The organism is Heyndrickxia acidicola (assembly GCF_001636425.1).
Lineage (GTDB): Bacteria > Bacillota > Bacilli > Bacillales > Bacillaceae_C > Bacillus_AE > Bacillus_AE acidicola.
Map to the genome: position 1 here is coordinate 3,839,477 of NZ_KV440953.1, position 12,131 is coordinate 3,851,607.

Annotated in this window: 9 protein-coding genes; 5 read left to right on the forward strand and 4 right to left on the reverse strand. The window is 37.5% G+C overall.

The features are described from left to right. Position 1: 1 nt before the first annotated feature. From A5N88_RS17980 to A5N88_RS25065, 3 genes are all read left to right on the forward strand, one after another. Positions 2-808, forward strand: a complete 807-nt coding sequence (locus A5N88_RS17980; RefSeq protein WP_066268497.1) for a carbohydrate ABC transporter permease — start codon at positions 2-4, stop codon at positions 806-808. Between the two features lie 296 nt (positions 809-1,104). Next, positions 1,105-1,272 (forward strand): hypothetical protein, encoded by a 168-nt coding sequence (locus A5N88_RS25060; protein WP_157090714.1) that lies wholly within the window; start codon positions 1,105-1,107, stop codon positions 1,270-1,272. Positions 1,273-1,408: 136 nt separating this feature from the next. Continuing rightward, on the forward strand, positions 1,409-1,552 hold the full coding sequence (locus tag A5N88_RS25065) for a hypothetical protein (protein WP_157090715.1): 144 nt from the start codon (positions 1,409-1,411) through the stop codon (positions 1,550-1,552). 97 nt (positions 1,553-1,649) lie between these two features. On the opposite strand, the gene A5N88_RS25070 is transcribed toward A5N88_RS25065, so the two are convergent. Then, positions 1,650-1,796 carry a hypothetical protein gene (locus tag A5N88_RS25070; RefSeq protein WP_157090716.1) on the reverse strand — a complete coding sequence of 49 codons (147 nt, stop codon included), beginning with the start codon at positions 1,794-1,796 and terminating at the stop codon, positions 1,650-1,652. A gap of 1,039 nt (positions 1,797-2,835) precedes the next feature. Between A5N88_RS25070 and A5N88_RS17985 the strand changes: the two genes are divergently transcribed. Next, positions 2,836-3,573, forward strand: a complete 738-nt coding sequence (locus A5N88_RS17985) for a LysM peptidoglycan-binding domain-containing protein (protein WP_066268499.1) — start codon at positions 2,836-2,838, stop codon at positions 3,571-3,573. Positions 3,574-4,108: 535 nt separating this feature from the next. On the opposite strand, the gene A5N88_RS17990 is transcribed toward A5N88_RS17985, so the two are convergent. From A5N88_RS17990 to A5N88_RS18000, 3 genes are all read right to left on the reverse strand, one after another. Further along, complete coding sequence (locus A5N88_RS17990) at positions 4,109-7,270, reverse strand: efflux RND transporter permease subunit (RefSeq protein WP_066268503.1); 3,162 nt, start codon at positions 7,268-7,270, stop codon at positions 4,109-4,111. Positions 7,271-7,412: 142 nt separating this feature from the next. Next, positions 7,413-8,762 carry a HAMP domain-containing sensor histidine kinase gene (locus A5N88_RS17995; RefSeq protein ID WP_066268505.1) on the reverse strand — a complete coding sequence of 450 codons (1,350 nt, stop codon included), beginning with the start codon at positions 8,760-8,762 and terminating at the stop codon, positions 7,413-7,415. After that, positions 8,759-9,436: a response regulator transcription factor gene (locus tag A5N88_RS18000; protein WP_066268507.1), complete on the reverse strand. Its 678-nt coding sequence runs from the start codon at positions 9,434-9,436 to the stop codon at positions 8,759-8,761. Before A5N88_RS18000 ends, A5N88_RS17995 begins: the two co-directional genes overlap by 4 nt. A gap of 265 nt (positions 9,437-9,701) precedes the next feature. Here A5N88_RS18000 and A5N88_RS18005 point away from each other — a divergent pair, with 265 nt between their 5' ends. Then, positions 9,702-11,210 carry a multicopper oxidase family protein gene (locus A5N88_RS18005; RefSeq protein ID WP_066268509.1) on the forward strand — a complete coding sequence of 503 codons (1,509 nt, stop codon included), beginning with the start codon at positions 9,702-9,704 and terminating at the stop codon, positions 11,208-11,210. Positions 11,211-12,131 lie beyond the last annotated feature (921 nt).

Consider the following 12,131-nt stretch of genomic DNA (forward strand, 5'->3'; position numbering starts at 1 on the left):
ATTGAAGAAAAACCGTGTAGCCCTCTATGTGGTCGCAATCATCTACTCGTTTTTAACACTCATACCATTTCTATGGTCGATCTATACATCCCTGAAACCAACGGATGAAGTCTTTAACTTCTGGACACCTTTAAACAAGCTGAGCTTCTCAAGCTATAGTTATATTTTGAAAAACTTTCCATTTGGGCAATGGCTGTTTAACAGCTTGCTTGTGGCCATTATTGTGACAATCGGAAATCTCATTGTCAATACAATGGCAGGGTATGCTTTTGCACGATTCAAGTTTCCGCTCCGCGGCGTGCTGTTTTATGTATTTCTCGCCATCATGATGATACCTGGACAAGTACTGCTCATTCCTATTTATATGCTCCTGGCTAATTTGGGCTGGATTGACACTTATAAAGGATTGACCATTCCATTCTTAATGAGTCCATTTATGATTTTCCTGGCGAGACAGTTTTTCCTTGGCGTACCAAAGGAGCTTGAGGAAGCAGCCCAAATAGATGGGTTAGGAAAATGGGGGATTTTCTTTAAAATATTCCTGCCGCTTTCCCGCCCGCTTTTGGCAACACAAATTATCTTTACGTTCCAGGGAAACTGGAATTCATTCTTATGGCCGGTGCTTTTATCAACCAGCTCCGACAAATACACATTGCCTGTCGGCTTGAATTCCTTCTATGGACAATACAGTGCCTATTGGAACAGCGTAATGGCCGGTGTTATCATGTTAACGCTGCCGATGATTATCATCTTCCTTATTTTCCAAAAGCAATTTGTAAAAGGAATATCTACTTCGGGTATTAAATAAAAGCTGATGAGAGTGTGAAATCTATGATTTTGCGCTCTTTTTTTGTGTTCCTTTTGAACATGCGTCTGCCAATAGGTTTACTCGCTGGTATAAGACAGGGATATGAAAATGGGAGAGTACATTAAATAGAATGGTGAGATTATCGGTCATGAGTTCAAGATTAAAGTCGTTAAGTTAATATCATAGATGAAATCGCATAAGTGGCTGTCCATGCCTGTATCGTACTATAAGCGGGTGCATGGTATCGCATTATTGATGATAAAACTGGTGAGATTCGTGAATACAACGGACAAGATTTGAAGTTTAATGGACAGGCTAAGCTTGTTGAATTCCTTCATGAAAATGAAGAGATTCTCAATGAACTGGAAGCCAAGATTCGTGGAGTAGAAGTAGAACTTCCGGATGGTGCGTCTGTTGATGAAGAAGGCTATAGTGTAGAAGAAGCACTGGAATCAGCCAGTTAATAGCTTAATAAACAGTTTATGCTAATTTAAGAAGGTAAGTGTTTAAGTTCCTTGCCTTTTGTATTAGGATAAAAAACTAAAAAGCCTTTCTAAAAAAGGGGAGATACGAAGTGGATAAAGGATTACGTATAGAGTTTTGGACAGCAAAATTAACTCGGTTACTTCCGTCACAAAGGATGGGCATTACCTAAGAGATACCAAGGAAGACGTAACCGATAAAATAGTAGAAGCGGTACTAGAAAGAAACCGGAAGGCTATGAAAGAGCTCGTATCGGTTTAATATAAATAAAAAAGCCAACGGACTAAGCCATTGACACCCATATCATTACGAGAAACATTATATCGTAGTTTACGAACCCTTCACATAGAAGAGTTTTTTATTTATCTAAATCATCTTTTTTGGCATTATCTTTTAAAATCTCATTTCTTTCCTTTGCTAGTTTAAAGTATTTGAGAATAAAAGAAACAGCGGTAATAATGACAATAAGTAAAATTATCATGATGACGATTGGAAAAAAACGCATTCCCCTTAACCCCTTTTTCTTTAAATTTGTTCTTCTATTCTATCATTATTTAAAGGTAAAAACTTCTAAATATCAGTCGTTATTTTGGTAACTATTCTTACAAGGTTAAATACACAATATATGCAACTGCATATCCTGATTCTTCCTGTGGTTTAGTTACATATTATAATGTAGCAAAAGATGGGTTAAGAGAAACATCAACTTCTACAGCTGGAACATCTTATTTTTATCCAACTTCAATTGATGCCAAAGCCGAACGTACAGACGCTAGAGCTGAAAAGGTAGGATATGATATAAATGGTCAGGGTGATTATGATGTCAAATATATGCTTGGAGGTTATACTGCTTACTCTTACCATGTAACCATCATTAGCACAGTTTTATGGAACTTTGCAGGAACAACTGCCCAATCTGTAAATGAAAGTTATACGGTTGATAAATAATAAAGATAGAGACCCTTCTATTTTGGAGGGTTTTTATTTTGCGGTATTGACACTCTATTTTTTAAGCCCTTACGTTATATCCAACTTAAAGAAGGAGGGTATAACATGATTAATATTTTAATAGCGGTACTACCAGATATCATAGTAACTGTAGTGCTGGCAGCCTGTTATGTGCTACCAATCACTCACCTTGCTAAACGTAAAAAGTTAAAGGTGATATGTTCGTATGGTTCTCGATTCTATTGATTTCAGCGCTTAGCTTATTCCTAATCTATAACATTCTTTTATTCGTAAAGTTTGGCGTATATATGGGCATTATTACAGAAGCCGTAAACGTAGGACTTGCTCTTGGCGTATTCATTCAATTGCTTATGTACCGTGACAAAAGATAGAAAGTATAATGAAACGCATAGCTTATCGTGCGGGTGACGGCTTGAAAAAAGGAGATCAGATTCTTTGCGGCATGGAACGCGAGCAGCAACAGTCTTCCTATCCATTTGCTGTGAGATAACCAATTTTTACAGTTTTCACGTTAAGAAGGACTAGCTGGTATAATTGGGATGGGTTTCTAATAAAAAGGAAAAAGGGGAAAATATATGTTTACATCCAAAAAATTCATGACAACGATCGCAGCCTCTGCTGCATTGACAGCAGGATTTGCGTTTGCTGTACCTGCCGTTAATATTCCTGTACAAGCAGCAAGCGTCTCATCCACTCAATCTCAAGTAATGCAGTATAACCAGGCTGATTTTTACAATTACATGGCGTACAATGCACTGCTGTTGAAAAGAGTGGAGGATGCAGCGAACAAGATGGCCGCTGCTGCTGAAAATCCTTCTAAAGCAAAGGGCTATTTAGCTGAGATGAAAGCTATTCAACAAAAAATAAAGAGCTATCCTGTAAAGAATAAAGAGATCCTTCCATTAAAGAATGAGGAAGTATCCTTAGTCAATACTGTGATAGATTTGGAAAACCTGGAGCTTCAAATGTTCAGTGTAAAGAATCCAAGCGAATCACAGATGAAAAAATTTGATGATCAAATGAGCAGTTTAGTCACGAAAGGCGATAAGCAGTCGCAGCAATTGGCCAATTCAACTACTGCTTTCATGAAGAAGTATAAAGTGAAGAAAAACGCCAGCATCAATTATGTTGCATATGATGGCGACAGCAGCCTTATCAGTACAAAAACCTTTTCCTATATTGTAAAAAAAGGCGATGATCTGAATCATATCGCCCAAACATATGGTGTGAAGGCAGCTGATATTAAAGCATTAAATAAACTAAAGTCCAATCAGTTGAAAACTGGGCAAACACTAACGATCGCTATCAAATAAACAGGTACAGCAAAAAGCACAAATTAAGAAATATGTTTAAGGGAAGCACGCCACGTGTTTCCCTTTTTATGTGCCTTGCATCTTCATCGATTAGCCGGTAAAAGGTGCGTTATGGTCGGTGAGATATACGAACCATTAGTCGTAGGCAAGGGTGTCCATGGAGAATGGATTAGAAGGAAGCCCTAGACAAACCCTCAGTCCCAGGTACACGAATCACAATTGAGGTTTTGGCATCAGGAAAAGTTTGCAAAATAAAACAAAGTCCAAAATATCCCCAGAGCTCTCTATTAATTCTCCGTAAACCACAATCGAGACGTGTCATCGCACCGATACAGTGGTTCGAAAGTTTATAAAATCATTTCGCTTAAAGATTTCAAACCAAGCAATTGCAGTATTGAATATTTAGAGCGGAATTTAAGATATTAATTGTGAAAAACGCCAATATCCTTTTCTGATATTGGCGTTTAACTATGAGTCTTTCCTGCTACAAAGTGCCTACATTGTATGGTACCGAAGTTTTAGTTCCCAAAATGGTTTATTTAAGATCATCATCTGTTAAATTATTTCTAAATTTACCGACTAGTGAATATAGAACAGGCACAAATATTAAGGTTAGCAATGTTGATGTGGTTAGACCACCAATAACGGCAACGGCTAATCCTTTTGATATTAGACCGGATGATGATGTAGATGTTGCCAATGGAATAAGAGCAAAGATGGTTGCAAATGCTGTCATTAAAATGGGCCGTAAACGTATCTTTGCTGCTTCAACAATGGCTTCTTGCAATTCCGTTCCGCGTTTTCGATTTTTTTCAACTCGGTCGAGTAATACAATGGCATTGGAAACAACGACACCAATTAGCATTAACATCCCTATCATCGCGCTCATTGAAATTGGCTGTCCGCTAATTAATAAACCTCCAAGGGCTCCAATTGGAACGAACAAAAGGGATGACAAGATCACAAGTGGTGTCAGAATACCTGAAAAAGTTACAGTTAACACAATGAATACAAGACCAACGGCCGCTCCCATTGCAAGTCCTAGACTTGATAACCCATCGGAAGTCATTTTAGCTCCACCATCATAGGATACGGTTATGCCTTTAGGTAATGATAAAGTATTAATATCTTTCTTCACTTCATCGGTTACTTTTGTTGTGTCGTTTCCTTTTATAACTGCTGATATTTTGACTAGTTGATTACCGTCGTCTTGGTACAATGTTGTCGGAACATTTACTTCTGTTATTGTAGCAACATCACTTACCTTTTTAGTACCTTCTGATGTTTTCATTTCAATATTTTCAAGGTCAGCTTTTGAAGTTATTTGTTTATCATAGCTTAAGTCTACTTCTTGAGTAGTCCCGTTTATATCATAATTGCCAACCACTGTTGTTGAAACATAATCACGAATAGCTGACATCAGCTGCTGGTAAGTTACTCCTGCTTTGTCCCCGGCTGAATTAACTTCAAACTTCCATTGTTTTTGATTACTGCCCACATTACTCGTAATATTTTTTAATTGGTTGTTTTTCGAAAGTAACTTTGTCACTTGGTTGGATGCATCTGTTAGTTTCGATAAATCAGAACCATATAGCTGAATATCAATGTTATTTCCAGTTTGATTCCAACTGCTTTGTGCTTGTGAAACTGTAACAGCCGAATCTTTATAATCACTTTGAGCGATTTTCTCAATATCATTTCGGTATACATCTAACAGATTATTCATATTTTGTCCGCTTTTAAAATGGATGTAGAATTGAATGACATTGTTGTCGCCACCGAACATCATGGCACTCCCGCCTGAAATACCAACGGATACTTGACTATAGTCGATCCCTTTTTTATTTTTCAAATAGGCTTCTACATTCTTTGCCACCGAATTCATTTGGTCAACACTTAGAAAGCTTGGAACGGTTATGTTTGCCTGTATCGATGGATTTGTATCATCTGAAGGCAAGAACGCTACCCCTAATTTAGGAATCATCGCAAATGAACCGACTAAAAGAAGAAGGGATAATATAATAACAAGCGCTTTTTTACGAAAAGCTCCTCTTAGAATTTTCTCGTAAAGCCATACAATTCTGCTGGGTTTTTCCACATGTTTAACATTCTTGAAAAATATGCTGCCTAAAACCGGAACCAAAATCATCGCGACTATCAATGAAGCCAAGATGGAAAATACAACAGCTAGCGCAAATGGACGGAAGATTTCTCCAAGAATCCCGGTTACAAATGCAATAGGTAAAAATACAACCATCGTCGTTAAAGTAGAGGAGGTTACTGCTCCAAAGACTTCTTTTGTTGCATGAAGTGCTACCTCTTTCATGCTAATCTGTTTATTTTCCTGCCGCCATCTAAAAATATTTTCTATAACGACAATACTGTCATCAATAATTCGTCCGACTGCTACCGCCATTCCGCCAAGTGTCATCATGTTCAAGGTATAATCCATTTGATTAAGAACTGTGATGGTAGCCAATATGGATAATGGCAGAGATACAATTGCGATTAGGGTTGCGCGAATATTCCGTAAGAAAAGTAAAATTACTAATATGGCAAATAGAATTCCATAGCCACCTTCTTTAAGCAAGGAAGAAATAGAGTCTTGTACATCTTTACCTTGATCCGTCACTGTATAAATGGTGTAATGGTGATCTTTATTAAAGGTTGAAATGGTATCTTTTATGTTATTTACAACTTCTGTAGTATTTGCATCCTGAGTCTTGGTTACGGAAAGTAATAAACTGTCTTTTCCATTGGAACGAGTAATCTCATCCTGGCTGTAAACTGTTTGGATATTTGCGAGATCTGATAGCTTTACCTTTACTGGTTGTTGTACAGAAGCCTTTGCACTGCCAGTTTGCTGGTTTCCCGATCCAATATAAAAGCTTGATGCTCCACCATTCTGTGGGTTTGTTGCCCCGGCATAAGAATTTGATGTTCCACTAGTTTGTTGGTTTGTTTCGCCAACAGCAATTTCCGTATTTTTCAAATCTTTAATACTTCCGCTGTTCCCTACCATCACTAGAGAAATCTTTGTACCATCACTATTCACCTGACCAAATGCAACATTATAGTTTTTGGATTGAATAGCATCTTGAATGTTTAAAAGTGTTAGACCATACTTATTTGCTTTGTCTTGATTTACTACAATAGAAATTTTTTTCGTTTTTGTACCATCAAGCGAAACGGTTCCAACACCACTTACCCTCTCAAGTTTTGGAACAAGATCATTTTCAAGCGATGACTGGATATCTTGATTGCCACTGCCTGCAAAAGCTACCTCATAAACTGGTTGTGCAGCATTATCAAGTTTTTGTACTTCTACCTTAGCGCCATCTGGTATGGTTACCTTATTAATTGCCTCTTCCAGAGTGGATTTCTGCTTGTCAATATCAGTATGGAATGGATAAGAAACCGTAATAGTTGCCGAATTGTTTCTTGATGTACTCGTTAAGGTATCATAACCTTTTTGCTGCTTAATGCTATCTTCAATTGGATTGGTCAGTTGGTCTTCCAATTCTTGAGTTGAATGACCTCCATAAGTTGCTTGTACAAATAGGGTTGGCATCACCAGGTTAGGAAAAGATTCAACTTTTATGTTATTTGTAGAATAAATTCCTCCTACAATGACGAGTATAGCAAGCAAAATAATTGCAATTGTATTTTTTAAGCTAAATTTCAATATTTTGTTCAAACATAACACCCTTTCAAATTTTCATTTAAATCACAAGAGTCAGCATACAATAGTTCTGTGTCCTCAATGTGACCTGTTGAAAAACTTAATAAATATTATTAATGAAAAAAGCAGACCCTGCTATAGGGACTGCTTTTAAGAATTATTCATTATTTCTTAAACATATTCTAAACGTTGTTTCTTTCCCTTCGATACTATCCACTGATATTTTCCCATTGTTAAGGTCGATAATCCGGTTGACTACTGCCAATCCAAGTCCATAACTTTCTGTTGTTCTTGTATGGGCTTTCTCAACTCGGTAAAACCGTTCAAAAATATAGGGAATATCTTCTTTAGGTATCCAATGCCCCGTATTGCTAATCAAAACTTCAACATGGTCACCACGATCGTATCCTCGAACGGATATTTTTCCATGATTATTATTATACTTAATAGCATTTGAATATAAATTAGACCATACTTGATTCATCAATGACTCATCTGCATAAACTTCTAGCTTTGGAATGTCAAAATCAATCTCGAGATTCCTTTCCATCCAAAGGGTTTGCATGGCTACAAGTTGATTTCGTAATTGCCGGTCCAAGCGATACCGCTTTGGATGAAATGGAGACTTATTCGCTTCCAGCATGGATAGATTCAACAATTGTTTTGTCAGATTGGATAGACGTTCACTCTCTTGTTCAATAAGTTCGACATAATGCTTTTGTTCAGCTGATTCCACAGCACCCTCCTTTAATGCGATTGCCATCGCTTTAATGGCTGTAAGAGGGGACTGGAAATCGTGAGACACATTTGCGACGAAATCTTTTCTCATCTGCTCGGTATTATTTAATTCCTCAACCATGAAATTAAAGCTTTGGGCTAATTGACCAATTTCATCTTTGCTTTTAACATCCAAATGGATATGAAAATTTCCTCTCGCTAATTCTTTTGTTGCATTTGTGATTCGTACAAGGGGTTTCACCAAAAACCGGGTGGTGATGAGAATAAGTGACAATCCGATAAATAAAACGATAAGCAAGAACACTAATAATATCTTTCTTAGCTGATTAATTTGACCATCTAATCTAGGTTTAATAAATAACGCGTATCTTCCGGTGTTTGTTTCAAAAGGCAGTCCTATGAACATATCTTGAGGACCAATTTTCATTTGACGAGAAACATTACCTGTGATGACATCCCTTATTGTTTTTCCACTTAATTTTTCCGTTTTTGGTGCATTAGGCGTGTTTAAAACCAAACCATGTTGATCATAAAGATAGACATCATAAGGTATAGGGGATAAGGTTTGTAAATAATTATTAATCCCTTTCGAGCCTGAATTTTGATATAAACTAATCATTGCTTTACCCTGATTGATGATATCATTTTCTTGAATTTGGGTGAATTGATTTTGAAAAAATAACCACGTGATAATAAAAGAAACAATCACTGAAACCTTTATAACAAGAAAATAATTCAAGCTATTTTTGAAATAAATAGATCGAATCATGACAAAACCTCTAATTTGTAACCAAGTCCCCTTACAGTAACAATTTGCAGAATGTCTTCATAATCTTTAAATTGTTTGCGCAGTTTTTTAATGTGTGTATCAACCGTTCTGTCATCGCCCTCATAATCAAGTCCCCAAATTCTTTCGATCAATTGATCCCTTGTTAAAATTTTCCCTGGTTGACTGGCAAGCGTATAAAGTAAGTCAAACTGTTTAATTGGCAGCGTAAATTCCGTGTCTTTTATTTGCACTTTATAATTGCTGCTATCAAGAGTAATATCTTTAAAAGCAATATTCCCTGCCGAAGTAACCCGGTATCTTTTTAACAGCGACTTCACTCGCATGACAAGTTCAACTGGATGAAACGGCTTTGTGACGTAATCATCAGTACCCAGTTTGAATCCCTTAATGGTGTCTTCCGGTTGATCTCTTGCTGTTAACATCAAAACGGGAATCTCATAATAAGCTTTAACTTTTTCACAAAGTTCCCATCCATCTACATTCGGCATCATCAAATCGATAACCGCACAGTCGATTTTGTCTTGTTCCAGCAGTTCAAGCGCCTCTTTTCCATCGCAGGCGATAAGCGTTTGAAATCCTTCTTTCTCCAAATATAATTGTGTCACTCTTCGTATATTAACATCGTCATCTGCAATTAAAACGGTTGTCTTCATTTGGAACATAATCCTCCTGTTTTATATATGTCATTTTTTCCATTTGTCATTAGAATTACAATACAAAAGTTTTGTGTCCTCAATGTGACTTAACGTATGTGCAATTAGGTATTTTTGAAAAAAGTGTGGAAAGCTCAGCTGTCGGGGCTTCTTTTATGTCAAAATTGATTATTAAAACACGAGAAAGTTCACATAAAGGACACAAAACTATTATATTATGAAAATCGCAATGTCAACTCGAGTATCGCCATAGGAGGTTTTTTCTATGAAAAAATGGTTAAAGCGAATTGGGATTGGATTCGCATGCCTTATTATGATCATAGGTGTCACAGTATTTGTCATGATGCAAATGTCTAAGTTTCCATCATCCATGAATATGGGGATGGGTATGAGCGGAAACATGAATATGAGCAATAATGTAAAAACCACTTCCGTCACTAGTTTGACGCAAAGTTGTACAAATGCCCCGATAAAGAAATTCACATTGGTCGCCGAAAATAAAACGATTCATCGTGCCGGGCAGAAGATTCAAGGGTATACCTTCAATGGTGCATCTCCAGGACCAACACTGGTGATCAATCAGGGAGATTGTCTTGAGGTGCATCTCATTAACCACGCATCTGTCGGCGTGACGATCCATTGGCACGGGGTAAATGTTCCAAATGCAGATGACGGTGTCGCAGGTGTTACTCAAAATGTCGTTCCTCCGAAAGGGAAGTTCACCTATCGATTCGTCGTCAACAAGCCAGGCACATATTGGTACCACTCACATCAGGAAAGCTATAAAGAAACGGATGGCGGACTATTCGGTGTCCTCATCGTGAATCCTAAGGTGCCCGAAGTTCATTACGATCGTGACTATGTAGCAACACTCCATGATTGGGGTAAGACTGTATTTACTGTGAATGATACTTCGGATGGAGCCCATTTTGCTGCAAAACCAGGAGAGTTTGTCCGATTGCGGATTGTTAACAGTGGGGACAACGAGCATGACATGACGTTAGTTGGCGCTTTGTTTAAAGTAATTGCGATTGATGCCAATAATATTAACAAACCAACGGATATCAGTAACAAAACCTTACCAATTGCTCCTAGCCAGCGCTATGACATTGTATTCCAGATGCCGAAGACCGGAGTGGTAAAGCTTATCAATGTTGATTCAGGCGCTGCAAGTCAGTTTACCCCTGACTCTAGTGCTGAGAACAAAATGCTAAACGCAACGTTTGGCAGCTGCTCAATCAAGATCAACACCGCTCAGGTTCGTAAATGGAAATTCTTTGATTATAGTACCTACGGCATTCCGGTCACCACGGCAGATGGGTTATCGAATCAAACTCAATTCAATGTAGTTGACAACATAATCCTTGGAAACAGCCTTGGATTCTATAATGGGGCGTTCACCATGAAATTCACCATGAATGGGAAAACAATGGAAAATTTGCCCCCATTAATGGTTAAACTGGGTGACAAAGTCAAAATACACTTTGACAACCCGACCAATATACCACATGCCATGCATTTACATGGACATGATTTTATTGTTCTCGATCAAAATGGTCATCCTATGAGCGGAAGTCCAATCTATATGAATACGGTTATGGTTAATCCACACGAGTCAGTGGATATCGCTTTCGTCGCTAATAATCCTGGATTATGGATGCTTCACTGTCACATGCTGGGTCATGCATATAACGGAATGGATATGGCGGTCGATTATCAAGGTGTCACAACGCCGTATCGGGTGGGCAGTGCATCTGGAAATTTCCCGGATTAACAATGTGAGAGCAATGATGTTATTGGTGTTGAAGAAGGGAAATAAAAAAAGAACAATCCAGCTCTTTTTCATTTTCCTTGTCCTATTTAGTTTTCTCCGTAAAGCTCTTGTGCAGGTGGTAAACCGCCAGCACTTTCCAAGGTGTTCAATGCCAGGTGATGATGATATCCTCAAAGCTCGAGAATGTAATATTGTTTCCCAGCTGATTCACCAAATCAAAGCCGAGGACCTCTGTGTGGAATCGGATAGAACGATCGAAATCATATACCTTTAGGTGGGACATGTCCGATACTGGTAGCTGGGTGCACCACTCATAGTCGATTACTCCTTTTATCTATTATTATGATTCGATTCCTTGGATTGACAGCAAAACTGGGATTGCCAGTAAATGTTCAAGCGCCTACTCTTAAATTATGTTGATATTCAAAATGTTGGTAATTGTTTAGTGGTGATTTGTGAAACAGGTACATTTGTTAAAGCAATGATTTATCCCGATTCATTGTTTTTGAGCAATTAAGGTTAAATATTCCTGTAAAATAATGAGCATTTTAACTTCAATTATTTGCTATTCTACAAACCACGAGGACTCCTGCATAATTGATTTTTCATGTTAAAACGACATTGTTGTTTTTTAGCTCATTCGTGTGAAGCAGCCGCATCACACGCCTTTCAGCACAGCTGAAAGGTTCCTTTCTTTACTGTAAAATGAGCTAAAAAATGAGCAGTTATCAACATTAAAATTTAAACCAGCCTTCATTTAAAAAATTCCAATTTTAAATTTTTATGTGAAATTTATTTTTTACATATGTTAGGTCACATTAAGGACACAAAACTAGTTTATTCTTATATTCGAGTTGAGCAAATATAAGGAGTTATGCTCAGCGAAAACATGCAACAAATTAAGGTTACTAAATATAAGAA

Bases quoted from the DNA above. Each gene is read 5' to 3' on its own strand.
- A5N88_RS25070 (WP_157090716.1), bottom strand. From the start codon at position 1,796: ATGCGTTTTTTTCCAATCGTCATCATGATAATTTTACTTATTGTCATT.
- A5N88_RS17985 (WP_066268499.1), top strand. From the start codon at position 2,836: ATGTTTACATCCAAAAAATTCATGACAACGATCGCAGCCTCTGCTGCA.
- A5N88_RS17995 (WP_066268505.1), bottom strand. From the start codon at position 8,762: ATGATTCGATCTATTTATTTCAAAAATAGCTTGAATTATTTTCTTGTT.
- A5N88_RS18000 (WP_066268507.1), bottom strand. From the start codon at position 9,436: ATGAAGACAACCGTTTTAATTGCAGATGACGATGTTAATATACGAAGA.
- A5N88_RS18005 (WP_066268509.1), top strand. From the start codon at position 9,702: ATGAAAAAATGGTTAAAGCGAATTGGGATTGGATTCGCATGCCTTATT.